The 25,168-nt window shown below is 71.2% G+C and carries 24 protein-coding genes; 17 read left to right on the plus strand and 7 right to left on the minus strand.

Annotation, left to right across the window (positions count from 1 at the left end):
* Positions 1-22 precede the first annotated feature (22 nt).
* On the plus strand, positions 23-1,363 hold the full coding sequence (locus DDW44_RS21015; RefSeq protein ID WP_108907365.1) for an MraY family glycosyltransferase: 1,341 nt from the start codon (positions 23-25) through the stop codon (positions 1,361-1,363).
* Between the two features lie 73 nt (positions 1,364-1,436).
* On the opposite strand, the gene DDW44_RS21020 is transcribed toward DDW44_RS21015, so the two are convergent.
* Positions 1,437-1,811, minus strand: coding sequence for a hypothetical protein (locus tag DDW44_RS21020; protein WP_108907366.1), 375 nt, complete (start codon positions 1,809-1,811; stop codon positions 1,437-1,439).
* A 507-nt stretch (positions 1,812-2,318) separates the two neighbouring features.
* On the opposite strand from DDW44_RS21020, the gene DDW44_RS21025 reads away from it, so the two are divergent.
* From DDW44_RS21025 to DDW44_RS21075, 11 genes are all read left to right on the plus strand, one after another.
* On the plus strand, positions 2,319-2,756 hold the full coding sequence (locus tag DDW44_RS21025; RefSeq protein ID WP_027735303.1) for a Cg1360 family ATP-synthase-associated protein: 438 nt from the start codon (positions 2,319-2,321) through the stop codon (positions 2,754-2,756).
* A gap of 226 nt (positions 2,757-2,982) precedes the next feature.
* A complete protein-coding gene (atpB, locus tag DDW44_RS21030) occupies positions 2,983-3,801 on the plus strand; it encodes a F0F1 ATP synthase subunit A (protein ID WP_027735302.1) in 819 nt (272 codons plus the stop codon).
* An 81-nt stretch (positions 3,802-3,882) separates the two neighbouring features.
* Entirely contained in the window at positions 3,883-4,119 is a 237-nt protein-coding gene (atpE, locus tag DDW44_RS21035) for an ATP synthase F0 subunit C (RefSeq protein ID WP_027735301.1), read from the plus strand.
* Between the two features lie 41 nt (positions 4,120-4,160).
* On the plus strand, positions 4,161-4,706 hold the full coding sequence (locus DDW44_RS21040; protein ID WP_108907367.1) for a F0F1 ATP synthase subunit B: 546 nt from the start codon (positions 4,161-4,163) through the stop codon (positions 4,704-4,706).
* A complete protein-coding gene (locus DDW44_RS21045) occupies positions 4,703-5,518 on the plus strand; it encodes a F0F1 ATP synthase subunit delta (RefSeq protein ID WP_017949946.1) in 816 nt (271 codons plus the stop codon). Before DDW44_RS21040 ends, DDW44_RS21045 begins: the two co-directional genes overlap by 4 nt.
* 146 nt (positions 5,519-5,664) lie before the next feature.
* Positions 5,665-7,263, plus strand: a complete 1,599-nt coding sequence (gene atpA / locus DDW44_RS21050) for a F0F1 ATP synthase subunit alpha (RefSeq protein ID WP_018892818.1) — start codon at positions 5,665-5,667, stop codon at positions 7,261-7,263.
* 20 nt (positions 7,264-7,283) lie between these two features.
* Positions 7,284-8,201 carry a F0F1 ATP synthase subunit gamma gene (locus tag DDW44_RS21055; protein ID WP_017949944.1) on the plus strand — a complete coding sequence of 306 codons (918 nt, stop codon included), beginning with the start codon at positions 7,284-7,286 and terminating at the stop codon, positions 8,199-8,201.
* Entirely contained in the window at positions 8,201-9,655 is a 1,455-nt protein-coding gene (gene atpD / locus DDW44_RS21060) for a F0F1 ATP synthase subunit beta (RefSeq protein WP_017949943.1), read from the plus strand. The genes DDW44_RS21055 and atpD overlap by 1 nt, the downstream gene beginning before the upstream one ends.
* Before the next feature lie 186 nt (positions 9,656-9,841).
* Positions 9,842-10,213: a F0F1 ATP synthase subunit epsilon gene (locus tag DDW44_RS21065; RefSeq protein WP_017949942.1), complete on the plus strand. Its 372-nt coding sequence runs from the start codon at positions 9,842-9,844 to the stop codon at positions 10,211-10,213.
* Positions 10,214-10,353: 140 nt separating this feature from the next.
* Positions 10,354-10,800 (plus strand): DUF2550 domain-containing protein, encoded by a 447-nt coding sequence (locus tag DDW44_RS21070; RefSeq protein WP_037735415.1) that lies wholly within the window; start codon positions 10,354-10,356, stop codon positions 10,798-10,800.
* A gap of 305 nt (positions 10,801-11,105) precedes the next feature.
* Positions 11,106-11,876, plus strand: coding sequence for a hypothetical protein (locus DDW44_RS21075; protein ID WP_108907368.1), 771 nt, complete (start codon positions 11,106-11,108; stop codon positions 11,874-11,876).
* Positions 11,877-12,037: 161 nt separating this feature from the next.
* Here DDW44_RS21075 and DDW44_RS21080 read toward each other — a convergent pair whose 3' ends face one another.
* The 3 genes from DDW44_RS21080 to DDW44_RS21090 form a co-directional block, all read right to left on the minus strand.
* Positions 12,038-13,891, minus strand: coding sequence for a glycoside hydrolase family 18 chitinase (locus DDW44_RS21080; RefSeq protein WP_108907369.1), 1,854 nt, complete (start codon positions 13,889-13,891; stop codon positions 12,038-12,040).
* Between the two features lie 154 nt (positions 13,892-14,045).
* A complete protein-coding gene (locus DDW44_RS21085) occupies positions 14,046-14,684 on the minus strand; it encodes a response regulator (RefSeq protein WP_108907370.1) in 639 nt (212 codons plus the stop codon).
* Complete coding sequence (locus DDW44_RS21090; protein WP_108907371.1) at positions 14,681-15,889, minus strand: sensor histidine kinase; 1,209 nt, start codon at positions 15,887-15,889, stop codon at positions 14,681-14,683. Before DDW44_RS21090 ends, DDW44_RS21085 begins: the two co-directional genes overlap by 4 nt.
* 152 nt (positions 15,890-16,041) lie before the next feature.
* Here DDW44_RS21090 and DDW44_RS21095 point away from each other — a divergent pair, with 152 nt between their 5' ends.
* Positions 16,042-16,659, plus strand: a complete 618-nt coding sequence (locus DDW44_RS21095) for a hypothetical protein (RefSeq protein ID WP_108907372.1) — start codon at positions 16,042-16,044, stop codon at positions 16,657-16,659.
* A 170-nt stretch (positions 16,660-16,829) separates the two neighbouring features.
* Here DDW44_RS21095 and DDW44_RS21100 read toward each other — a convergent pair whose 3' ends face one another.
* Positions 16,830-17,402, minus strand: a complete 573-nt coding sequence (locus DDW44_RS21100) for a cob(I)yrinic acid a,c-diamide adenosyltransferase (protein ID WP_108907373.1) — start codon at positions 17,400-17,402, stop codon at positions 16,830-16,832.
* A gap of 344 nt (positions 17,403-17,746) precedes the next feature.
* Between DDW44_RS21100 and DDW44_RS21105 the strand changes: the two genes are divergently transcribed.
* The 3 genes from DDW44_RS21105 to DDW44_RS21115 all read left to right on the plus strand — a co-directional run bounded on the left by DDW44_RS21105 (position 17,747) and on the right by DDW44_RS21115 (position 22,013).
* Positions 17,747-18,595 carry a 3-hydroxyacyl-CoA dehydrogenase family protein gene (locus tag DDW44_RS21105; RefSeq protein ID WP_108907374.1) on the plus strand — a complete coding sequence of 283 codons (849 nt, stop codon included), beginning with the start codon at positions 17,747-17,749 and terminating at the stop codon, positions 18,593-18,595.
* 231 nt (positions 18,596-18,826) lie between these two features.
* Positions 18,827-19,150 (plus strand): STAS domain-containing protein, encoded by a 324-nt coding sequence (locus DDW44_RS21110; protein WP_018891390.1) that lies wholly within the window; start codon positions 18,827-18,829, stop codon positions 19,148-19,150.
* Between the two features lie 214 nt (positions 19,151-19,364).
* Entirely contained in the window at positions 19,365-22,013 is a 2,649-nt protein-coding gene (locus DDW44_RS21115; RefSeq protein ID WP_108907375.1) for an ATP-binding protein, read from the plus strand.
* Between the two features lie 646 nt (positions 22,014-22,659).
* Here DDW44_RS21115 and nucS read toward each other — a convergent pair.
* Positions 22,660-23,322, minus strand: coding sequence for an endonuclease NucS (nucS, locus tag DDW44_RS21120; RefSeq protein WP_017946870.1), 663 nt, complete (start codon positions 23,320-23,322; stop codon positions 22,660-22,662).
* 282 nt (positions 23,323-23,604) lie between these two features.
* On the opposite strand from nucS, the gene DDW44_RS21125 reads away from it, so the two are divergent.
* Positions 23,605-23,997 (plus strand): SCO5389 family protein, encoded by a 393-nt coding sequence (locus tag DDW44_RS21125; protein ID WP_017946869.1) that lies wholly within the window; start codon positions 23,605-23,607, stop codon positions 23,995-23,997.
* 128 nt (positions 23,998-24,125) lie between these two features.
* Here DDW44_RS21125 and DDW44_RS21130 read toward each other — a convergent pair whose 3' ends face one another.
* Positions 24,126-25,166 carry an LLM class flavin-dependent oxidoreductase gene (locus DDW44_RS21130; RefSeq protein ID WP_027735095.1) on the minus strand — a complete coding sequence of 347 codons (1,041 nt, stop codon included), beginning with the start codon at positions 25,164-25,166 and terminating at the stop codon, positions 24,126-24,128.
* Between the last annotated feature and the right edge of the window lie 2 nt (positions 25,167-25,168).

Consider the following 25,168-nt stretch of genomic DNA (forward strand, 5'->3'; position numbering starts at 1 on the left):
AGCGATTCCTCTGGGGCAGCCCGTGCGTGATTACCTGCTGACGCTCTGCGTCGCGGCCGCGGTGACCTACCTTCTGACCGGACCGGTGCGGAAGTTCGCCATCGCGACCGGAGCGATGCCGGAGATCCGGGCCCGTGACGTCCACCGTGAACCGACGCCGCGGCTCGGCGGCATCGCCATGTTCTTCGGCCTGTGCGCGGGACTCCTCGTCGCCGACCATCTGAGCAACCTCAACAGCGTGTTCGAGCTGTCCAACGAACCGCGGGCGCTGCTCTCCGGCGCCGCGCTGATCTGGCTGATCGGCGTACTGGACGACAAGTTCGAGATCGACGCCCTGATCAAGCTCGGCGGCCAGATGATCGCCGCGGGCGTGATGGTGATGCAGGGCCTGACGATCCTGTGGCTGCCGATCCCGGGCGTCGGGACGGTCTCCCTCACCCAGTGGCAGGGCACGCTGCTCACGGTCGCGCTGGTCGTGGTCACGATCAACGCGGTGAACTTCGTGGACGGCCTGGACGGCCTGGCCGCGGGCATGGTCTGCATCGCGTCCGCGGCGTTCTTCCTCTACGCGTACCGGATGTGGTTCGGCTACGGCATCGAGGCCGCGGCTCCGGCGACCCTGTTCGCCTCCGTCCTGATGGGCATGTGCCTGGGCTTCCTGCCGCACAACATGCATCCGGCGCGGATCTTCATGGGCGACTCGGGGTCGATGCTGATCGGCCTGGTGCTGGCGGCGTCCGCGATCTCGGTGACCGGCCAGGTGGACCCGGACGCGCTGAAGCTGTTCGAAGGCGGCACCCGCCAAGCCACCCATGCGGCGCTGCCGGTCTTCATCCCGCTGCTGCTCCCGCTGACGATCATCGCGATCCCGGTGGCCGACCTGCTGCTGGCCATCGTGCGCCGGACCTGGAAGGGAAAGTCGCCGTTCGCCGCCGACCGCGGCCATCTCCACCACCGGCTGCTGGAGATCGGGCACTCGCACAGCCGCGCGGTGCTGATCATGTACTTCTGGTCGGCCCTGATCGCGTTCGGGATCGTGCTGTACTCGGTCCACAGCGCCTCGATGTGGATCGTGTTCGCCATCGTGGTGCTGAGCTTCGTGGGACTGGTGCTCCTGCTGCTGCCGCGCTTCACCCCGCGGGCGCCGCGCTGGGCGGAGTCCTTCGTCCCGCCGCGCTACCGCCGCCGTCCGCGCCCCGCGGCACCCGCGCCGGCCACCGCGGCCGCTTCGGCGGGGAGCCTCGCCGATCCCGCCGACGCTGCCGCGGTGAGTCCCGAAGAGGGGCGCATCCCGGTGCCCGCGGGGATCAACGGGGCGACGGCGATCGGGTCGCGTTCGCGGTTCACGGCGGCGAGGAAGTAGCCACTGCCCAGCCGGCACAGCCGCGGCCGCCGGCCCGCCAGGCGGGGCCGACGGCCGCGGTGTCTTCCGCAGATCAGCAGCTCACGACGCTGCGCGGATAGTCAGGGCCGAAGTAGCCCGTCTCGTAGTGCCACTTCTTCGTCGCGCCCTTGGCGATGTTCGAGCAGACCGTGTCACGCCCCCTGGCGATGTCGACGCGCTTCTGCACCGTGGTGCTGCCGCAGTTGCGGTAGTAGATGTCCCACTTCTTGTTCGGGAAGGGACCTCCGCCGCTGGGCAGCCGCTTGATGGTCGTGCCGCACGCAACGGCCGGGGCCGCCTGCGCCGAGGCCACCGACTGCGGTGCCGACTCGGCTGCGGAGGGCGCCGCGGCGCCCACCACCATTCCCCCCGCCAGCAGAGTGGCCGTGGTGACGGCACTGATGAACGTGGAACGCTTTGTTGCCATGTACAGAGCTCCTTCTGGTTGGTCAGACCGGATGAACCTCGGACAACGACAGGAGAGCAATCGAACGAAGGTTCGCCCCCGTTGCCGGTAGTGAGCATTCGATAGCGGCGGGTGCCGCGTCAAACCGTTTGTGGCTGATCAGTCGCTCACGCGCATCAAGCGCGCATGGGGGCATGCCCGGCTGAGCTGGCGACGTGCGGTCGGGTGCCCGCCGGGTGCGAAGATTCAGGATGGCTTGATCCCGCGTGGGTGAAGAGGAATCGCCTGTATCAGGCAAATCGCCCAGACTTCATGCACACACGCGCGACCTCACTCTCATGTGTGAGAGTTGGCACACCATCGGGTAAAGACCTCTTCAAATAGTTTGTGATACGGTTCACGAGAACCGGCGACAGAGCCGAAGGACCGCAGTGCGACGGTCTCTTCGGTACCCGAGACCCACCTCGGACCGGATCTACGCTCGTCCTCGACGACACCCGTGCCCCACCACCCAGCGGAGCTGCCGCCATGCCGTCCAACGACGCCCGGACTCTCCTTCAGACCGTCGTGCCCACCGCTGCCGTCGGCGTGATCGCCGCGATCGTCAGCGGTGTGGTCGCCGGTGGCAAGGGGGCCCTCGGCGCGGCGGTCGGCACCCTGGTGGTCATCCTCTTCATGGGGATCGGGATCGTGGTCCTGCAGCGGACCGCGAAGCACTTCCCGCAGCTGTTCCAGGCGATGGGGCTGATGCTCTACACGACGCAGCTGCTCGTGCTGTTCCTCTTCGTCGCCGCCTTCAAGGACACCACCCTGTTCAACCCCAGGACCTTCGCGGCCTCGATCGTCGCGTCGACGCTCGTCTGGGTGGCCGCACAGGCCCGTGCCCATATGAAGGCCAAGATCCTCTACGTCGAACCGGAGCCGTCTGAAGCCCGCAGGGGCGAGAAGACGGGGCCGTCGGCGTGACGGGTAGGGCCGGGATAAGTGAGCGTTCGAGAAACTGCTATCGTCCGGTGCCAACTGCGGCACTGCGGGCGCGGGCATCTGAGCTGACGCCTGCTCGATCGCGAGGCCTCGATGCCTGACCGCCGCCCCCACATCCGAAACACCAGTCCGGTGCCGACTCGCGGCTGCGCGCCGCGCCGACACAACGAGGTTGCCGAACCCATGCGTCACGCCGAAGGAGCCCGCGGTGAGTGCTGAACAGACCACGCTCGCCTTTGACTGGAGCTGCCGCATCCTGGCCGACAACGGCTGTGGCTTTCCGGCGCCGGGCCTGCACTCCTTCCTCTTCCAGCCGATCGCCACCGTCGGCGGCTTCGAGTTCAACAAGGTGATGCTGCTCGCGCTGATCACCACGCTCGTCGTCGTCAGCTTCTTCTACGCGGCGTTCGGCAGGGCGAAGGTCGTCCCGGGCAAGCTGCAGATGATCGGCGAGGCCGGCTACGACTTCGTGCGCCGCGGGATCGTCTACGAGACCATCGGGAAGCGGGAGGGCGAGAAGTACGTCCCGCTGATGGTCTCCATCTTCTTCTTCGTCTGGATCATGAACATCTGGTCCGTGATCCCGCTGGCCCAGTTCCCGGTGGCGTCGATCATCGCGTACCCGATGGTCCTGGCCCTGATCGTCTATGTGCTCTGGGTGTCGCTGACCTTCAAGCGCCACGGCTTCGTCGGCGGCTGGAAGAACATCACCGGTTACGACCCGTCGCTCGGCCCGATCAAGTGGCTGGTCTCGTTCATCGAGTTCTTCTCCAACCTGCTCGTCCGCCCCTTCACCCACGCGGTCCGGCTCTTCGCCAACATGTTCGCCGGTCACCTGATGCTGGTGATGTTCACCGTCGCCTCCTGGTACCTGCTGAACAGCTGGCTGATCCCGGCCGCCGGCGTCTCCTTCGTGATGACGATGGGCATGATCGTCTTCGAGCTCTTCGTCCAGGCCGTCCAGGCGTACGTCTTCGTCCTGCTGGCCTGCTCCTACATTCAGGGCGCTCTCGCCGAGCACCACTGAGTCGTACCTCGCCCGCACCCACCCCCCAGAACGTCCGGTGGCCAACCCCCACCGGTCCGTGAATGAAAAGGAAGAATCAGCATGGCTGCCACTGAGACCCTCGCCGCTGTCACCGGTTCGCTCGGCTCCATCGGTTACGGCCTCGCCGCCATCGGCCCCGGCATCGGCGTCGGCATCGTCTTCGGTAACGGCACCCAGGCCCTGGCCCGTCAGCCCGAGGCCGCCGGCCTGATCCGTGCCAACCAGATCCTCGGCTTCGCCTTCTGTGAGGCGCTCGCCCTCATCGGCATCGTCATGCCGTTCGTTTACGGTCCGTGATCTGACCCCTCACCGACCACTTATCGACGAAAGGCACTGATGTGATCGCCAACCTTCAGCTGGCGGCCGAGGGAGCGCAGAACCCGCTCCTCCCCCCGGGCCCCGAGCTGCTCGTCGGCACGATCGCCTTCGCCATCGTCTTCTTCTTCCTCGCCAAGAAGCTCCTCCCGAACATCAACAGGGTTCTGGAAGAGCGCCGCGAGGCCATCGAAGGCGGCATGGAGAAGGCCGAGGCGGCCCAGGTCGAGGCCCAGAGCGTGCTCGAGCAGTACCGCGCTCAGCTCGCCGAGGCCCGTCACGAGGCCGCGCGTCTGCGCCAGGAGGCCACGGAGCAGGGCGCCGCGATCATCGCCGAGATGCGCGCGGAAGGCCAGCGGCAGCGCGAGGAGATCGTCGCCGCGGGTCACGCCCAGATCGAGGCCGACCGCAAGGCCGCGGCCTCGGCGCTGCGCCAGGACGTGGGCAAGCTCGCCACCGACCTGGCCGGCAAGCTGGTCGGCGAGTCCCTCGAGGACCACGCCCGCCAGAGCCGCGTCATCGACCGCTTCCTCGACGAGCTCGAGGAGAAGGCCGAGGCTGCCCGATGAACGGAGCGAGCCGCGAGGCACTGGCCGCCGCACGCGAGCGTCTCGACGCGCTGACCGACAGCACGTCGGTCGACGTGGCGAAGCTCGCCGAGGAGCTGGTCGCCGTCACCGCGCTGCTCCACCGCGAGGTGTCGCTGCGTCGGGTCCTGACCGACCCGGCGCAGCCCGGTGAGGGCAAGGCCGAGCTGGCCGCCCGGCTGCTGAGCGGTCAGGTGGGCGGCGAGTCCGCCGACCTGGTCTCCGGGATGGTCCGCTCCCGCTGGTCGCAGTCCCGCGACCTGGTGGACGCGCTCGAGCAGCTGGCGGCCACCGCCGAGCTCACGGCAGCGCAGCAGGCCGGTGCCCTGGACGACGTGGAGGACGAGCTGTTCCGGTTCGGCCGGATCGTCACGTCCAACCCGGAGCTGCGCGCCGCGCTGACCGACCGGACCGCCACGGCGGCCGCCAAGTCGCAGCTGGTCCGCAGCCTCCTCGGCGGCAAGGTCAACCCCGTCACCGAGCGGCTCGTGCTCCGTCTTGTCACGGCACCTCGTGGACGTAGCCTGGAAGCGGGACTCGAGTCCCTCTCCAAGCTCGCCGCCGAGCGCCGGAACCGGCTGGTCGCCGTGGTCACCTCCGCGGTACCGCTGTCCGACCGGCAGAAGCAGCGCCTCGGAGCCGTGCTGGCGAACGTGTACGGCCGCGAGATGCACCTGAACCTGGACGTGGACCCCGAGGTCCTCGGCGGGATCTCGGTGCGGGTCGGCGACGAGCTGATCGACGGGACGGTCCTGGACCGCATCGCCGAGGCGCAGCGCCGCCTCGCGGGCTGACCGGCCACCAAGTCAAAAAGAATTTGCTAGAGCGGCCCGGTTGGGCCGCAGAGGATTCCTGGGGGTCCCGCGGCGCGAGCCGTCATGGACACAGCCCCAGACCCCCAAAGAAACTTCGGGCCCAACAAGGAGAGCAGGGAACCCAGATGGCGGAGCTCACGATCCGGCCGGAGGAGATCCGGGACGCGCTGGAGAACTTTGTCCAGTCGTACAAGCCGGACGCGGCCTCGCGCGAGGAGGTCGGTACGGTCAGCCTTGCCGGCGACGGCATCGCGAAGGTCGAGGGTCTTCCCTCGACGATGGCCAACGAACTGCTGAAGTTCGAGGACGGCACCCTCGGCCTCGCCCTCAACCTCGAGGAGCGCGAGATCGGTGCCATCGTCCTCGGTGAGTTCAGCGGCGTCGAGGAGGGCCAGCCGGTCCAGCGCACCGGCGAGGTCCTGTCCGTCGCCGTCGGCGAGGGCTACCTCGGCCGCGTTGTCGACCCGCTCGGCAACCCGATCGACGGCCTCGGCGAGATCGAGACCTCGGGCCGCCGCGCCCTCGAGCTGCAGGCCCCCACGGTCATGCAGCGCAAGTCGGTCCACGAGCCCATGGAGACGGGCTACAAGGCCGTCGACGCGATGACCCCGGTCGGCCGCGGTCAGCGTCAGCTGATCATCGGCGACCGCCAGACCGGCAAGACCGCCCTGGCCGTCGACACGATCATCAACCAGCGCGACAACTGGCGCTCCGGCGACCCGTCGAAGCAGGTCCGCTGCATCTACGTCGCCATCGGCCAGAAGGGCTCCACCATCGCGTCCGTGCGCGGCGCGCTGGAGGAGGCCGGTGCCCTGGAGTACACGACGATCGTCGCCGCCCCGGCGTCCGACCCGGCCGGCTTCAAGTACCTGGCGCCGTACACCGGTTCGGCCATCGGCCAGCACTGGATGTACGAGGGCAAGCACGTCCTCATCGTCTTCGACGACCTGTCGAAGCAGGCCGACGCCTACCGCGCCGTGTCGCTGCTGCTGCGCCGCCCGCCGGGCCGTGAGGCCTACCCGGGTGACGTCTTCTACCTGCACTCCCGTCTGCTGGAGCGCTGCGCCAAGCTGTCCGACGACATGGGCGCCGGCTCGATGACCGGTCTGCCGATCGTCGAGACCAAGGCCAACGACGTCTCGGCGTTCATCCCGACCAACGTCATCTCCATCACCGACGGCCAGTGCTTCCTGGAGTCCGACCTGTTCAACGCCGGCCAGCGCCCGGCCCTGAACGTCGGTATCTCGGTCTCCCGTGTCGGTGGCTCCGCCCAGCACAAGGCGATGAAGCAGGTCTCCGGCCGGCTCCGCGTCGACCTGGCCCAGTACCGCGAGCTGGAGGCGTTCGCCGCCTTCGGTTCCGACCTGGACGCCGCTTCGAAGTCCGCCCTGGAACGCGGTAAGCGCATGGTCGAGCTGCTGAAGCAGCCGCAGTACGCCCCGTACCCGACGGAGAACCAGGTCGTCTCCATCTGGGCCGGCACCACCGGCAAGATGGACGACGTCCCGGTCGAGGACATCCGCCGCTTCGAGTCCGAGCTGCTCGAGTTCCTGCACCGCGAGCACAAGACGCTGATGACCTCCATCCGCGAGGGCGGCAAGATGTCCGACGACCTGCTCGAGAAGCTCGCCGAGGCCATCGCCGACTTCAAGAAGCAGTTCGAGACCTCCGACGGCAGGCTGCTCGGCGAGGACGCTCCGGCGACCGTCAACGTCTCGAAGTGACGACGGAAGGGACCTGACTCATGGGAGCCCAGCTCCGGGTCTACAAGCGTCGTATCAAGACGGTCAGCGCGACGAAGAAGATCACCAAGGCGATGGAGATGATCTCCGCCTCGCGCATCGTCAAGGCGCAGCGCAAGGTGGCGGCCTCCACGCCGTACGCGACCGAGCTGACCCGCGCGGTCACGGCGGTGGCGACCGGTTCGAACACGAAGCACCCGCTGACCACGGAGGCGGAGTCCCCGGCCCGTGCCGCGGTCCTGCTCCTCACGAGCGACCGCGGTCTGGCCGGCGGCTACTCCTCGAACGCCATCAAGACGGCCGCCCGGCTCACCGAGCGGCTCCGTGGCGAGGGCAAGGAGGTCGACACCTATGTCGTCGGCCGCAAGGGCGTGGCCTACTACGGCTTCCGTGAACTGAAGATCGCGGACTCGTGGACGGGCTTCACCGACAACCCGTCGTACGCCGACGCCAAGGAGATCGCGGCGCCGCTGATCGAGGCGATCGAGAAGGACACGGCCGAGGGCGGCGTGGACGAGCTCCACATCGTCTTCACCGAGTTCGTCTCGATGCTGACGCAGACGCCGGTCGACGGCCGACTGCTGCCGCTCAGCCTCGGTGAGGCGGAGGCCGGGGGCGGTGCGAAGGACGAGCTCCTTCCGCTGTTCGACTTCGAGCCGTCGGCGGAGGACGTCCTCGACGCACTGCTGCCGCGGTACGTCGAGAGCCGGATCTACAACGCCCTGCTGCAGGCCGCGGCCTCCGAGCACGCGTCCCGCCGCAAGGCGATGAAGTCGGCGACCGACAACGCGGGTGATCTCATCAACACCTACACCCGACTTGCCAACGCGGCCCGCCAGGCCGACATCACCCAGGAAATCAGCGAGATCGTCGGTGGCGCGAGCGCCCTGGCCGACGCGACCGCGGGGAGTGACTACTAATGACCACCACTGTTGAGCCGACCGTTCCGGCCGGCGTGGCCACCGGCCGCGTCGCGCGGGTCATCGGCCCGGTCGTCGACGTGGAGTTCCCCGTCGACGCGATGCCGGAGATCTACAACGCGCTGAACGTCGAGGTGCCGGACCCGGCGAACCCGGGCACCAGCAAGACCCTCACGCTCGAGGTCGCACAGCACCTCGGCGAGGGTGTCGTGCGCACCATCTCGATGCAGCCCACCGACGGTCTGGTCCGCCAGGCCCCGGTGTCCGACACGGGCAAGGGCATCACCGTCCCGGTCGGCGACTTCACCAAGGGCAAGGTGTTCAATACCCTCGGTGAGGTGCTGAACGAGCCGGAGGCGAACGGCCAGGAGTCCGAGCGCTGGGAGATCCACCGCAAGGCCCCGAAGTTCGAGGACCTCGAGTCGAAGACCGAGATGTTCGAGACCGGCCTGAAGGTCGTCGACCTTCTCACCCCGTACGTCAAGGGTGGAAAGATCGGTCTGTTCGGTGGTGCCGGTGTCGGCAAGACCGTCCTCATCCAGGAAATGATCATGCGTGTGGCGAAGCTGCACGAGGGCGTTTCCGTGTTCGCCGGCGTCGGTGAGCGCACCCGTGAGGGCAACGACCTCATCGCCGAGATGGAGGAGTCCGGCGTTCTGGACAAGACCGCGCTGGTCTTCGGCCAGATGGACGAGCCCCCGGGCACCCGTCTGCGGGTCGCCCTGGCCGGTCTGACCATGGCGGAGTACTTCCGCGATGTGCAGAAGCAGGACGTGCTGTTCTTCATCGACAACATCTTCCGCTTCACCCAGGCCGGTTCCGAGGTGTCCACCCTGCTCGGCCGCATGCCGTCCGCGGTGGGCTACCAGCCGAACCTGGCGGACGAGATGGGCCTCCTGCAGGAGCGCATCACCTCGACCCGTGGTCACTCGATCACCTCGATGCAGGCGATCTACGTCCCCGCGGACGACCTGACCGACCCGGCGCCGGCGACCACCTTCGCCCACCTCGACGCGACGACGGTTCTCTCCCGTCCGATCTCCGAGAAGGGCATCTACCCCGCGGTGGACCCGCTGGACTCCACGTCCCGCATCCTGGACCCGCGCTACATCTCGCAGGACCACTACACGACCGCCATGCGCGTCAAGGGGATCCTGCAGAAGTACAAGGACCTCCAGGACATCATCGCGATCCTCGGCATCGACGAGCTCGGCGAGGAGGACAAGCTGGTCGTCCACCGTGCCCGCCGTGTCGAGCGCTTCCTGTCCCAGAACACCCACGCGGCGAAGCAGTTCACCGGTGTGGACGGTTCGGACGTTCCGCTGGACGAGTCGATCGCCGCGTTCAACGCGATCTGCGACGGCGACTTCGACCACTTCCCGGAGCAGGCCTTCTTCATGTGCGGTGGTCTCGAGGACCTCAAGAAGAACGCCAAGGAGCTCGGCGTCTCCTGAGTCACGCGACTCACGACGGGGGGCGGGTCTCGTCCCGCCCCCCGCCCCACGCCCTCCCGGGGTCCTGAACCAGCCGCCCGCGCGGCGGGCCCCGGACGGCCCCGGGCGTTTCGGCGCCCGGGCCCCTATTAGACTTATGACCCAACACCCGGCATGACCGCCGGGTGGTGACCCGAGGAGCCACTCTTGGCTGCTGAGCTGCACGTCGAGCTGGTCGCCGCCGACCGCCAGGTCTGGTCCGGCGAGGCCAACCTGGTCGTCGCGCGCACCACGTCCGGCGACATCGGCGTCATGCCCGGTCACCAGCCGCTGCTCGGTGTGCTGGAATCGGGCCCGGTGACCATCCGTACGAGCGAGGCAACGGTCGTCGCCGCTGTGCACGGCGGTTTCATCTCGTTCGCCGACAACAAGCTGTCGCTGCTGGCGGAGATCGCCGAGCTGGCGGACGAGATCGACGCCCAGCGCGCCGAGCGTGCGCTGGAGCGCGCGAAGGCCGAGGACGACGCCGCCGCCGGGCGGCGCGCCGAGGTTCGGCTGCGCGCGGTGGCGGTGCGCTGAGCGCACTCCCGCCGATGAACCACTCTCAGCCGCGGCCCGGACTGGACTTCTCCAGACCAGGTCGCGGCTGAGGCAATGCAGGTGCAGACGCAGATACAGGTCGTATTCCGCTACGGGACGAAGCGAGGAGGTCGGTGGAGATGTTCCTCGCTCTGCTTGTGAGCGGACTGGTCGTCGCACTGGTGGTGATCGGGCTCTTCGTCTTCGGCCTGCGCCGCAGACTGATCCAGCGCTCGGGGGGCACCTTCGACTGCAGCCTGCGCTGGAACGTGCCGGACGAGGACGACCACTCCGGCAAGGGCTGGGTGTACGGCGTGGCCCGCTACAACGGCGACCGGGTCGAGTGGTTCCGGGTCTTCTCCTACGCTCTCCGGCCGCGCCGCGCCCTGGAACGTTCGGCCATCGAGGTGGTCTCCCGGCGCCTGCCCGAGGGCGAGGAGGAGCTGGCGCTGCTGTCGGACGCGGTCGTCCTCGGCTGCCTGCACCACGGCACCCGCCTCGAACTGGCGATGAGCGAGGACGCCCTGACCGGCTTCCTCGCCTGGCTCGAGGCAGCACCTCCCGGCCAACGAGTCAATGTGGCCTGAGTAGGGGGCCTCGGTGGTTGGGGGTGCCCCCGGACGGAGTCTGGGGGAGGGTCAATGTGGCCTGAGTAGGGGGCCTCGGTGGTTGGGGGTGCCCCCGGACGGAGTCTGGGGGAGGGGCAATGTGGCCTGAGCCTGAGGCCGCCGGCTGTCGACGTCGCGATGTCCGACCCGCGCGGGGCTGAGTGCCGGATCCGAGCATGGGGGCCTACGGAATCCGGGTGATGCTCGGCTCGTCGCCCCCCGCTTGGGCGACTGCCGGCCGGTTCGCGGCACTTTCCCGACCTTTGCGCGCATAGGCTCCCGCCATGAGCGCAGCGGACGGGCGTGCCGGGGAGGGCACGGACGACGGGGGAGCGGACCGGGAGAGTGACGGGGCGGGGGGCCCCGGCGGCGACGAGCCGGCGGAAAGGGGCCGCGGGAGGGACCGGATCGAGCTCCTTCTGACGATCATCCTCGCGCTGGCCGCGGTCGGCACCGCGTGGGCCGGGTTCCAGAGCGCCAAGTGGAGCGGTGTGCAGGCGAACTCCTACGCGCAGGCGTCCGCGGCGCGCACCGAGTCCTCACGGAGTTCGGCCGAGGCGGGCCAGTTGGTGACCATCGACGTGATCACCTTCACCCAGTGGCTCACCGCGCTCAACGACGAGATCGTCGCCGATCCGTCGAAGCGGCCGCAGGGCATGTACACACCGGACCCCGGCAGCGTCTCCGGCTTCCTCTTCAACCGGTTCCGCGACGAGTTCGAGCCGGCCGTGTCCGCCTGGCTCATGAGGCGTCCGCTGACCGACCCGAAGGCGCCGTCGACGCCGTTCGACATGCCGGAGTACCGAGTCGCCGCCGAGGAGAAGGCCGAGCGCCTGGTGCGGGAGGCCGATCGGAAGTCGGCGACGGCGCGTCAGGCGAACCAGCGGTCGGACAACTACGTGCTGACCGCCGTGCTGTTCGCCCTCGTCCTGTTCTTCGCGGCGGTGGCCGGCCGGGCCCGGCCGGGGCGCGCGCAGTGGGTGCTGCTCGGGCTCACGGTGGCGGCCCTGCTGGCGGCCGTGAGCCTGCTGCTGTCGTATCCGGTGACGGTCTAGCCCCGGGGGGTGTGTCGCGGGGTGGGGAGCGGTCCGCTCCCCGGGACGTAAGGGAAGCGAGGCGGTACAGCAAGCGAGGCAGCACGGGAGACGGGGCGCGGTACGCGAAACGGGGGTGGTGCGGTGCACCACCCCCGTTCGTGCGTCGCCGGGCGTCGCGGCTATCCCAGCCCGTTGTTGATCGCGCTCACCAGCTCACCGTTCGCCGTGTCGCCGCTGAACTCCCAGAAGAACGCGCCTCCCAGGTTCTGGTTCTTCGCCCAGCCCATCTTGCCGCCGATGGTCGCCGGGGTGTCGTAGCTCCACCACTGGGAGCCGCAGTGGGCGTACGCGGTCCCTGCGACGGTGCCGTTGGCGGGGCAGGTGTTCTTGAGGACCTTGTAGTCCTCGATGCCCTGCTCGTAGGTGCCGGGGGCCGGTCCGGTGGCCGAGCCGCCCGGTGCGGACTGGGTGACACCCGTCCAGCCGCGGCCGTAGAACCCGATGCCCAGCAGCAGTTTGCCCGCGGGCACGCCCTGCGCCTTGAGCTTGGCGATCGCCTCCGCGGAGGTGAAGCCCTGCTGCGGGATGCCGGCGTACGAGGTGAGTGGCGAGTGCGGGGCGGTGGGGCCGTCCGCGTCGAAGGCGCCGAAGAAGTCGTACGTCATGACGTTGTACCAGTCGGAGTACTGCGCGGCGCCGGCGTAGTCGGTCTTGTCGATCTTGCCGCCGGTGCTGGCGTCGGCCGTGATGGCGGCCGTGACCAGGTTGTTCGGGCCGAACTTGGCGCGCATGGCCTGCATCATGTTCCGGAATGCGGCGGGGCCGCTGGAGTCGCAGGTCAGGCCGCAGGCGTTCGGGTACTCCCAGTCCAGGTCGATGCCGTCGAAGACATCGGCCCAGCGCGGGTCCTCGACCAGGTTGTAGCAGGAGTTGGCGAAGGCGGTCGGGTTCTGGACCGCCTGGGGGAAGCCGCCGGACCAGGTCCAGCCGCCGAACGACCACAGGATCTTGATGTGCGGGTAGCGCTGCTTGAGCTTGCGGAGCTGGTTGAAGTTGCCGCGCAGCGGCTGGTCCCAGGTGTCGGCGACGCCGTCGACCGACTGGTCGGCGGTGTAGGCCTTGTCGTAGTCGGCGTAGGAGTCGCCGATGGTGCACTGGCCGTTCTGGACGTTGCCGAAGGCGTAGTTGATGTGGGTGATCTTGGCGGCGGTGCCGGAGGTCACCAGGTTCTTCACATGGTAGTTGCGGCCGTAGACGCCCCAGTTGGTGAAGTAGCCGAGCTTGATCTTCGAGCCGGGACCGGGGCCGGGGCCCGGGTCGCCGCCGGTGGTCCGCACGGCGCGGGCGCCGCTGACCGGGCCGGTCTGGTCGGCGGTGTCGCGGGCCCGCACGGTGTACGAGTAGTCGGTGCCCGCGGTGAGCCCGGTGTTGGTGTAGGTCAGGCCGGTGACGGTCGCGACGCGTGTGCCGTCGCGGAGGACGTCGTAGTTCTTGATGCCCTTGTCGTCGGTGGCCGCGGTCCAGCCCAGTGTCACCGAGGTGTCGGTGACGTTGCTCGCGGACGGGGTGCCGGGGGCGGACGGCGGGTTGTCGCCGGGAACCGTGCCGCCGTCGCAGGAGCCGCCGTTGACCCGGCAGCCGGACGGGGAGCCGGAGCCCGCGCCGTTGAAGCCGAAGGACACCGAGGCGCCGGGCGCGAGGGTGCCGTTCCAGCTCTTGTTCCTGGCGGTCCAGTGAGTGCCGGAGGAGGTGACGTCCGCGTCCCAGGCGGAGGTGACGGACGTGCCCGCGGGGAAGTCCCACTCGACGGTCCAGGAGCTGATCGAGGTGGTACCGGTGTTCTTCACCGTCCACTTGCCCTCGAAGCCGGTGCCCCAGTCCTGGACCTTGGCGTAGGTGGCGGTGGCGGCGGTCGCCGCCTGGGCGGGCGTGGCGAGTCCGACCATGGCGGCGAGGGGCAGCAGCAGGGCGGTGAGTCCTGCCGTCGCTCTGGACCTGAGGCGGGTTCTGGTGCGGGGGGTGCTCGTGCTCAAGGGGTGCTCCTCGAGTTCGCGGACGGACGGGTTGGGGGCGGTCCGTACAGAACACTCCGCGGGGCTCACCGCGGTGTGTGCGGCGAGCGTAGGAAGGTCTGGACCAATCGTCAAGAGGTCCAGACCAGCGGCGGGGGTGCGGGTCTTCGGGTGCTCAGACTCCCAACTCCTTTGCCAGCACGCCCGCTTGCACCCGGCTGCGCAGCTCGAGCTTGCCCAGGAGCCTGCTCACATGGGTCTTCACCGTGGCCTCGGCCATCCGGAGCCGGACGGCGATCTCGGCGTTCGACAGGCCCTCGCCCAGACAGGACAGCACCTCGCGCTCACGCCGCGTCAGCACGTCGAGCACGGCCGCGTCCCGCGACGGCACGGGCGTGGGAGCGGCGAACTCCGCGAGCAGCCGCCGGGTCACGGCCGGCGCGATCAGGCCCTCACCGCGGGCGACCGTGCGCACCGCCTCGACCAGGTCCCGCGCCTCGGTGTTCTTCAGCAGGAAGCCGGCGGCCCCCGCGCGCAGCGCGCCGAACACATACGCGTCGAGATCGAACGTCGTCAGCACCAGGACGTCCGCAAGGCCCTCCCCGACGACCTGACGGGTCGCCGAGACGCCGTCCAGGCGCGGCATCTGCACGTCCATCAGTACGAGATCGGGCCGCAGCGCCCGGGCCAGCCGCACCGCCTCCTCGCCGTCCCCCGCCTCGCCCACCACCTCGATGTCGGGGGCGCTGCCCAGAATCAGGACCAGACCGGCCCTGACGGACTTCTGGTCCTCCGCGACCACCACCCGGATCATGCTGCGGGCTCCTTGTCGTCCACCATGGGCAGCACCGCCCGCACCCGCCAGATCCTCGCCGGGCCGCCGGCCGGGCCGGGCCCGGGGCCCGCCTCGAACTCGCCGCCCAGCAGCGCGATCCGCTCCCGCATCCCGACCAGGCCCGCGCCCGAGCCGGGTGCGCGCGGGCCCGGCCCTCCGCCGTAGGGGCTGGTCACGGTCACCGTCAGCGCCCGGCCCGCAGCACCGGTGAGCCGTACGGCGACCTCGCCCGCGTCGGCGTGCTTCAGTGCGTTCGTGAGCGACTCCTGGACGATCCGGTAGGCCGCGAGCGCCACCGGGGCCGGCGGTGCCGCGTCCGCGTCGATCGCGTCGTCCAGGGTGCAGCCCAGTCCGCTCGCGGCGCCGTTGGTGTTGGCCTGGGCCACGAGCGCGTCCAGTCCGGCCAGGGTGGGGGCGACGGCGGGCCCGGCGGTGTCGCCGCTGTCCCGCAGCAGCCCGATCAGCCGCCGCATCTCCGCCAGGCCCTCCACGCTGTTCTCCCGGATGACGGTGAGGGCCTGCCGGGTCGTCGCCGGCTCGTCCAGGGACAGCGCGGCGGTGGAGTGGATGGCGATGGCCGAGAGGTGGTTGGCGACCAGGTCGTGCAGTTCCCGGGCCATTCTGGCGCGCTCCGCGGTGATCGCCTCCCGGCGGTCCAGCTCGGCGAGCAGCGCGGTCTGCCCGGCGCGCAGCCGTGCCGCCTCCGCGGCCTCGCGGTGGTCGCGCACGAGTGCGCCCGTCGCGGCCGGGCCGACCGACACCAGTCCCACCACCAGGCCGAGGAGCAGCGCGGACGGCTCCTGGAACCAGGCGAGGGAGCAGAGCGTGGCCCCGACGGTGATCAGCCCGGTGGCGTAGGGGATGCGCCGGGCCGAGGCCGGCGGGCCGTACACGACGGCCGCGTACACGAGGTCCGTGAACATCAGGACCGTCGCGATGCTCCCCGGCGTGAACTGGTCCGCCGTGATCGCGGCCGTGCCGGCGAGGAGTGCGGCGATCGGCAGGGTCCGCCGCAGCAGCTCCAGACCCGACATGGCGAGCAGCGGGACCAGCACTGTCCACGGCCCGGACAGCGGACGGACGCCCTCGGTGGTGTGCAGCCCCAGCGACCACAGCAGCAGGCCGCCGGCGAGACCGGTGACGGCGATGAGGACGTCGTCGCGATGGGGACGGGGAATGGTCACCGCCCCATGAAACACGCCCGGTGGGGCCGCCGGCCTCCCCGTCCGGGGTGAGCCGGGGTACATCGAAGGATGCAGTCGCGGCTCCTCACCGGCGACGACGCGGCGGGAGCCGGCGCGGCGGCAGGCTGGCTCCGGTACGAAGGGGGAACAACGTGATCGTCACGCTGATCGTCGTCTGCGAGGTCGGCTTCTGGGTGCTGCTGGCCGCCGGCTTGGCCACCCGCTATCTGCTCCGGATGCCGAGGACCGGGCTGGCCCTGCTGCTCATGGAGCCGCTGCTGGAGCTCGTCCTGCTGGTGGTGACGGTGCTCGACCTCGCGAACGGGGCCGAGCCGAGCTGGCGGCACGGTCTCGCCGCGCTCTACATCGGTTACACCGCGGGCCACGGCCACCGGACCGTCAGGTGGCTCGACGGGCACGCCGCGCACCGCCTGGGCGGCGGCCCGCCGCCCGCGAAGCCCCCGCGCCACGGCGCCGCGCGCGCCCGCCACGAGGGCCGGGTGTGGCTGGGCACGGCGGTGGGCGCGGCCGTCGCCACCGGTCTGCTCCAGTCGGCCGTCTGGTACGTCGGCGACCCCGCCCGGACCGGCTCCCTGGAGGACTGGATGCACACTGCGTGGCGGATCGCGGCCGTCCACGGGGTGTTCGCACTGAGCTACGCCCTCTTCCCGAAGCGTGCGCCTCGGGGGTCCGCGGAGGCGGGGTCCGGACCCGGGCCGGTCGGCGCCGGGCGCGAGCCGGTGCGCCCGACGGGCCGGGGGCTTGGTTAGGGGCGGCGGCAGCGCCAGGGGGCGGGCGGCGGCTGCCGAGTGCCGCCGGGCGAGCGCCGGCTAGCGGGCGCCGCCGTCCCCGACCGGCCGTGCACCCGCCGTCACCACCGCGGACGCACAGCGCCGAAAGGCCACCCGCCGGCCGCGTCCGCGGCCTCGCGGGGCGGCGCTCAGCGCTCTCCGCCCGGCACCCAGAGGACGTCCCCGACTTCCTTGTTCGCCGTCCTGGCGAGGATGAAGAGGAGGTCGGAGAGGCGGTTGAGGTAGGTCGCCGCCAGCGGGTTCATCGTCTCGCCGTGCACCTCGACGGCGGCCCACGTGGAGCGCTCGGCCCGGCGCACCACGGTGCACGCCTGGTGCAGCAGGGCGGCTCCCGGCGTGCCGCCCGGCAGGATGAACGAGCGGAGCTTCTCCAGGTCCGCCAGGAAGCGGTCGCAGTCCGCCTCCAGCTTGTCGATGTAGGCCTGTTCCACGCGCAGCGGCGGGTACTTCGGGTTCTCCACGACGGGCGTGCACAGGTCCGCGCCGACGTCGAACAGGTCGTTCTGGACCCGGACGAGGACCTTGACGACGTCCTGAGGCAGCCCGCCGAGCGCGATGGCCGCACCGATGGCCGCGTTGGCCTCGTTGGCGTCCGCGTACGCGGAGATGCGCACATCGGTCTTGCTCGTGCGGCTCATGTCGCCGAGCGCCGTGGTGCCCTTGTCGCCGGTGCGCGTGTAGATGCGCGTCAGATTGACCATGTGGCCAGCCTACGGGCTGTCCCGAATTCCCCAGTGGGCGCACGAAGGCGGCTGCGGCACCTCGCTGTGTCGCCGGACCGCCCGGATACGCCCGGTATCCCGAATACGCCCGGTATGAGGACGACCCTCCGCCTCGCGACGCACCCCGTCCGACGCCGCACACCGATCCGCCGGTGACTACGGGACAGCCCTTGGGACGGCCCGGGTCCGGCGGCCCACCCGGTCCCCGGTGTGATGTCCGTCATTCGAGACGTGACGCGCATCTCTTCGCCGCCACACGGCGCCCCGCGGCCGCTAACCTCCGCAGGGATCCGGTAGGCAAACGTGCGTTAAGGGGTGCAGCAGTGGCCAGGAAGCTCGCCGTCATCGGGGCCGGACTCATGGGGTCCGGCATCGCGCAGGTCTCCGCCCAAGCGGGCTGGGACGTCATGCTGCGCGACGTCACCGACGCGGCCCTGACCCGCGGCACCGACGGCATCAAGGCCTCGTACGACAGGTTCGTGGCCAAGGGGAAGCTCGAAGCGGCCGACGCCGAGGCCGCATTGGGGCGCATCACCACGACCACGGACCTCGACGCGGTCGCCGACGCGGACGTCGTGGTGGAGGCGGTCTTCGAGAAGCTCGAGGTGAAGCACGAGATCTTCCGTGCGCTCGACAAGCTCGTACGGGACGAGGCCGTGCTCGCCTCCAACACGTCCGCCATCCCGATCACCAAGATCGCGGCCGTGACCGAGCGGCCGGAGCGCGTCGTCGGCACCCACTTCTTCTCGCCGGTGCCGATGATGCAGCTGTGCGAACTCGTCCGCGGCTACAAGACCAGCGACGAGACGCTCGCCACCGCACGCGAGTTCGCCGAGTCCGTGGGCAAGACGTGCATCGTCGTCAACCGCGACGTCGCCGGCTTCGTGACCACCCGTCTGATCTCGGCGCTGGTCGTCGAGGCCGCCAAGCTGTACGAGTCGGGCGTGGCGAGCGCCGAGGACATCGACATCGCCTGCAAGCTCGGCTTCGGCCATGCGATGGGGCCGTTGGCCACCGCCGACCTGACGGGCGTGGACATCCTGCTCCACGCCACCGGCAACATCTACACCGAGTCGCAGGACGAGAAGTTCGCGCCGCCGGAGCTGATGCGCCGGATGGTGGACGCCGGTGACATCGGGCGCAAGAGCGGGCAGGGCTTCTACAAGCACTGAACGCCGACCCCGGGTGCGCGGGGGCCGTACGCCCCTGCCCACCTTCACCCCTTCGGGTGAATTCGGTATCGGTTCGCTTACAGACGGCAACTTCTCTGCACGTACGGCAGTCAGTTGGTGCAAACAAAGAGGCAGTCGAACCTCACGGTCGAACGCGACAGTCGAACGCACAGTCAGACAATCGGCGCACATGTCGGCTCTGGCGGACAACAGCACTCTCGGGGAGCGCATATGCACATCAGGGGCGACCACGCCGAGCTGGTCGTCGGGGGCCGCCTCGACGTCCGGAGCGCGGCGGACGCCCGAACGGTCCTGCACGCGGCCGTCGACGACGGAGTGGGCGATCTCGTGCTCGACCTGAGCAGTCTGGACTCCTGGGACGCCACCGGTCTCGGGGTCATCATGGGCGCGCACCGACGGGCCGGCCGCTGCGGCCGGCGCCTCGTGCTGCGCGGAGTGCCGCCGCAGATGCAGCGGCTCCTGGTGGCCACCCGGCTGCACCGCATCCTGGCCATCGAGGGCGGAATCGCCGCAGAGTCCCTGCCTCGGGTCTGAGCGGGCGACACGCGCCAGGGCGCACAATCATCACGACACCGTGACGTCCTGGGCGCCCGGCACCCCGGCTGTTCCCCGACGCCCGGCGAACGTCTAGGCTCCGGTCGCCCGCCTCTTCACCAACCCACACGGCGGGCACCGGTCCACAAGCGGCAGCGAACGTGCAGCCGGCCGGAGGGGCTTCCGCACGAGACGCCATCTGGGGGCTTTGACCATGGACCCGAAGAATCCGGAACCGGACGGCCACGGCCACGACAGCGACCACGGCAGCGCCGACGGCGGCACGGACGGGGGCACCGGGCACCGACCGCCGCGCGACGCGGTGCCGCCGGAGTTCGCCCACCAGAAGGCCACGCCGGCACGCACGGTGCGCGTGATCGCCGGCGACTTCGCGCTCACCGTCAACCCGGTCGACGGCAGCGAGATCGAGCCCTGCCGCCCCGGCGAGCGACCCGCCGCGCCCGCACGGCACACCTCCTGGGAACGCGAGGAACGGCGGCGCGCCCTCCGGCCCCCGGTCCCGCCCGGACCGGCCGCCCCCGCACTGCCGCTGCTGGAACGCCAGGAAGAGCGTCAGCGGCTCGTACGCCTCCTGGGGCGCGGCCGCACGGTCCGGCTGACCGGGCCCGCCGGATCGGGCCGTACCGCCCTGCTCGACGCCGTAGCCGCCGACTGCGCCGACCTGGCCCCCGACGGTGTCGTCCGCCTCTCCGGACACCACCGCACGCCCGCCGAGCTGCTCCACGAACTCTTCGCGGCCGTCCACGACGCCCCGCTGCACCGGCCCGACCCGGCCGAGCTGCTGGGCCACGTCCGCGAGATCGGTGCCGTCGTCCTCGTCGACGACCTGGAGTTCGGCGGCGGCGCCCTGGACGAACTTCTCGACGCCACCCCGGAATGCGCCTTCCTGCTCGCCGCGACCCCCGACGTGCCGGCGCCCTCGGCGGGCTCCCAGGTCGAGGAGGTGTTCCTCTCCGGGCTCGACCGCGGCACGGCGCTCGAACTCCTGGAGCGGGCCGTGGAGCGGCCGCTCACCGACGAGGAGGCGAACTGGGCCGGCGACCTCTGGTTCGAGTCGGAGGGACTGCCCCTGCGCTTCGTCCAGGCCGGTGCGCTCCTGAGGCAGCGCGACACCCTGCGCAACGGCTCCGCGCAGCGGTCCGCCGATGCCACCGATGACGCCGGCGACGAGGACGACGACGAGGGCAGCGTCTTCGGCGACGGGATCGACACCCCGCTGCCCACGCTCGGCGAAGGAGCCGCCCCCGCCGCGCTGCTCGCGTCCCGGCTCAGCGAGTCCGCCCGCGACACCCTCCGGTTCGCGGTCGCCCTCGGCGGCGAGGTCCCGCACCAGGCACACCTCCCGGCGCTCATCGGAGACACCCACGCCGACGCCGCGCTCGGCGAGCTGACCGGCTGCGCCCTGCTCAGCCCCGTCGGCTCCCGCTACCGGCTGGCGGCCGGAGTCGCCGCCCAGCTGGAGGCCGCCGGCTACGCCGAGGGCGCCCTCGAACGCGCCCACACGGCCGCCCGGCACTACGCCTGGTGGACGGGGCACCCGTCGGTGACGCCCGCGCGGGCGTCCGGCGAGGCGGACGCGATCCTCGCGGCGCTGGGCGCGCTGGTGCCCGCCCAGGAGGCCGGGCACGCCGGTACCGCCGTGCTGCTGGCCCGCAGCGCCGCGCCCGCGTTCGCGGCGGGACTGCACTGGCAGGCGTGGGAGCGCACGCTGCGAACCGGCCAGGAGGCGGCCCGGACGGCGGGCGAGGTCGCCGAAGAGGCCTACTTCCTCCACGAGCTGGGCGTACTGGCCCTGTGCTCGGGCAGCCTCGACCGGGCACGCGCCGAACTCGAGGCGTCCATCGCCATGCGCGGGGCGCTCGCCGACAAGCGCGGCACGGTCGCCGGCCGCAGGGCGCTGGCGCTCGTGACCGACCGGGAGGGCCCCCGGCCGCCCGGTGCGGACGGCGCGGAGGGCGAGGCGGCCCCCGCCGCTCGCGCCGAGGAGCCGGTGTTCCCGGCCTTGGGCGTCACGGCCGTCTCCGCGCCGGTCGAGACGGCGGATGCCCGCCGTCAGCTCCCGGCCTGGCCCGCCGGCCTGGTCGCGGAGGCGCGCCGGCTCGTCGTCTCCGGCCCCCGGCGCCACCTCGTCGCGGCCGGAGCGGGCGCACTGCTGGCCGTGGTCCTCGGCACGATGGTGACCCTCGGAGCGGCCTCCGACGAGGAGACCCCGGCGGACCGGGTGACCAGCGAGCAGTCCGCGAACGAGGGGGAGGGGAGCGAGGGCCTGGACGCGGACGAGCCAGCCGGCACCCCCACCAGCCGTCCCGCGGACGGCACATCCGGCGGTACGGGGGGCGCACCCGCGGCCCCGGACACCGCGCGGCCCGGCGAGAGCGGCTCGGCGGGCGATCCCGCGACGCAGAGCGGCGGTTCCTCGACGGGCGGCTCGGGTACGAACGGCTCGGCGACCGGCGGTTCGTCGTCGGCCACCGGCGGTACGAGCGGGAGTTCGTCGTCGACGGGCGGTCCGTCGTCGAGCGGCGGCACGTCGACGGGTTCGACGGGTTCGACCGGCGGCTCGCCGTCGAGCGGCGGCACGTCCACGGGCCCGAGCGGCGGGACCTCCACGGGCCCGAGCGGCGGCACCACGGACGGCGGCAGCACGGACGGCGGGGCCGCGAGCGGCGGCACCACCGACGGCGGCACCACGGACGGCGGTACGGCCGACGGCGGGGCCGCGGACGGCGGCACCACCGATGGCGGCAGCTCCGATGGCGGTGCGTCCTCCACCGGGAGCCCGGGGGCCACGACGAGCAGTCCCAGCGGCAGCCTGGCGGGGCCGAGCAGTTCGTCGTCCTGACCGGGCGCCGGTGCGCCTCCCGCGTCAGACAGCCGCGTCAGACGGTCGCGTCCGGGCGCGTGTGTTCGCATGGGGTGGCGTGCGGGGGCGTCCGGGGGCGTCCGGTCCTGCGGCAGAGCGCATCCGGCCGGTACGGGGGGCGGTCCCGTCCGGCGCGGTGGAGTCCCCCGAGCCGCGCGGCCGTGCGCCCATTCGGTGCCTCCGTGCCGGCGCGCGAAGGGGCCCGGGCGCTGGACGGGCGCTCGGGCGGTGTCCCGTGCCGAGCGGGGACACCTGCCGCACCGCGCCCGGGCGAACGGGGAGGGACGCCGCACCGCGCCCGGCCGCGCACCGAGGCGGCTCCGGGCCCTGGAGGCGTGCCGCGCGTGGACCCGCGACGTGCCGGTCGCCGGTCCCGCGCCCGCACGTAGCCGCGTGCTGTCGCCGGTCCCGCGCCCGCACGTAGCCGCGTGCTGTCGCCGGTCCCGTGCCCGCACGGAGCCGCGGTCCGGGTCCCGTGACCGTGCCCGTACGGCGCCCGCACCGGGCCGTACCCGCGCCCGCACCGTGCCGTGCCTGGGCCGTACCCGCGCCCGCACGGTGCCCGGGCCCGCCACGGCGGCGCCTGCGGCCGCCGGGGTGACCGCCGGTCGCCCGCGCTACCCCGTCAGAACAGACGCAGCTTGTCGTCCTCGATGCCGCGCAGGGCGTCGTAGTCCAGCACCACGCAGCCGATGCCGCGGTCCGTGGCCAGCACGCGGGCCTGGGGCTTGATCTCCTGTGCCGCGAACACACCGCGGACCGGGGCGAGATGGGGGTCGCGGTTCAGCAGCTCCAGATAGCGGGTGAGCTGCTCGACCCCGTCGATCTCGCCGCGGCGCTTGATCTCCACCGCCACCGTCGCTCCGTCGGAGTCCCGGCAGAGGATGTCCACGGGGCCGATCGCCGTCGGGTACTCGCGGCGGATCAGGCTGTAGCCCTCGCCCAGTGTCTCGATACGGTCTGCGAGCAACTCCTGGAGGTGCGCTTCCACGCCGTCCTTGATGAGTCCGGGGTCCACGCCCAGCTCGTGGGACGAGTCGTGGAGGACCTCCTCCATGGTGATGATCAGTTTCTCGCCCGTTTTGCCGGTGACCGTCCAGACGTTGTCGTCGCCCTCCTTGAGAGTGCACGGAGGGGACATCCAGTTCAGCGGTTTGTACGCCCTGTCGTCGGCGTGGATGGAGACGCTGCCGTCGGCCTTGACCAGGATCAGACGGGGAGCGGAGGGCAGGTGGGCGGTGAGCCGGCCGGCGTAGTCCACGGAACAGCGGGCGATGACGAGACGCATGGTGCGCAACGCTACTCGACCGACCTCCTCGCGCGCGATTCGTCCCGCCGCCGCCCGCAACCCCTGTCCGAGTCCCTACCGGTCGCCCCTCTTGTGCCCTTGGCCAGGTGGCCGGTTGTCTTCCCATTCTCCTGGTGCGGACCAGACAGCGCGCATAACGTGGATGCAGGAGGTCGCCGGTCGTGCACGCTGCGTCGTCTTCGGAGCCGTAGCCGGGCACACGCCGCCGCCTTCTTCCCTGCCCGTAAGACCCCGCCCGGCGGGGTCGCGAGAGGAGAACCCATGTCGCTCGACGTCTCACCGGCGCTGTTGGAACAGGCCGAGCGAGGCGAGGTCGACGAAGCTGCATTCGTCGACTGCGTCCGGACCTCCCTGCCCTACGCATGGGAGATGATCAGTTCTCTGGTGGCACAGCTGAAGGTGGACGGCGGAGAGTTCGCCGACAACCAGACGCCGCCGCCGGACGAGCAGGCACGTGGTCAGCTGTTGCGCGCACTCGCGAGCGACGCCATCAGGGGTGCGCTGCAGCGGCACTTCGGAGTGCGGCTCGCCTTCCAGAACTGCCACCGCGTCGCGGTGTTCCCGTTGGACTCCTCGGTGGATGAGCGGCTCGCCCGCTTCACGTCCGTAAGGGCCCAGCTGCTCAACCAGTCGCCCGAACTGCGCGACTGCTGATGTCTTCCGCTGCCGCTCCGCATCGCGCGAGGCGTCATGGATGCCGGGGCGGCAGCCTCCACCGGACGACGGGCCGGGGGAGGCGTGCGGGCCGCACGGTCGTGCGGCCCGCACGCGCGTCGGCCCGTTCAGCGAAGCAGCGGAAGCACCTCGGCGCCCAGCCGCCGTACGTTGTCCTCCGTCGCCGCCAGATCGCCCGACCCCTCGGAGAGGAGCGCGAACCGGGTGATGCCGGTGCGCTCAGCGGTCGCCGCCAGCCGGTCCGCGGCCAGCCTCGGCGGTCCCACCGGGTGCAGCCGGCACAGCAGTTCGGTGTAGCGGACGGGGTCGCGCATCGCGCGCTGCCGCCCGTCGACCGTCACATGGGCCTCCAGGCCCTGCTTCAGCCAGCCCGGCATCGCCTTGGTGAGGGTCTCCTCGGCCGCTGTGCGGCTGTCCGCGATCTGCACCACGCCGGCCGACACATGGCCCGCGGCCGCCACCGTCTCCGGGGCGTGGCCCGACGCGAGGGCGTGGCTCCGCCACAGGGCGACCATGTCCGCCTTCTCCGCGTCGTCGCAGTGCATCCCCAGGAGCATCGGCAGCCCGCGCTCGGCCGCCAGCCGCACCGTCGCGGGGGAGGTGCACGCCACGATCACCTCGGGGCCCGCGGGGCCGTGGCCGTCCGCGCCGATCAGGTCGCCGGGCCGCGGCACGACGGGGACCTCACGGAAAGCGAATCGTTCCCCCTCGCTCCCCACCCGAGCGTCCCGCAGCCAGCGCAGCAGCAGGTCCAGCGACTCGGGGAAGTGCTTCTCGTACGCCGCGAGACCGGCGCCGAAGACCTCCAGATCGACCCAGGGCCCGCCGCGGCCCACGCCGAGGGAGAACCGGCCCCCCGACGTGAGGTGCAGCAGCGCCGCCTGCTCGCCCAGCGCCACGGGATGGACGGTCGGCAGTACGCTCACCGCCGTGCCCACCCTGAGCCGTTCCGTGCGGCCGAGCAGCAGCGCGGCCAGGGTCACCGCCGACGGGCACACCCCGTACGGTACGAAGTGGTGCTCGGCCAGCCAGACCGAGTCCAGTCCGGCGGCCTCGGCCACCTCGGCGGACCGCACGGCCCGGTGCAGTGCCTCCCCGGGCCCCTGGCCCGGGAACTGGGCGGCCAGTACAAAAGCTCCAACGCGCATCG

Source organism: Streptomyces tirandamycinicus, from assembly GCF_003097515.1.
GTDB classification, from domain to species: Bacteria; Actinomycetota; Actinomycetes; order Streptomycetales; family Streptomycetaceae; genus Streptomyces; species Streptomyces tirandamycinicus.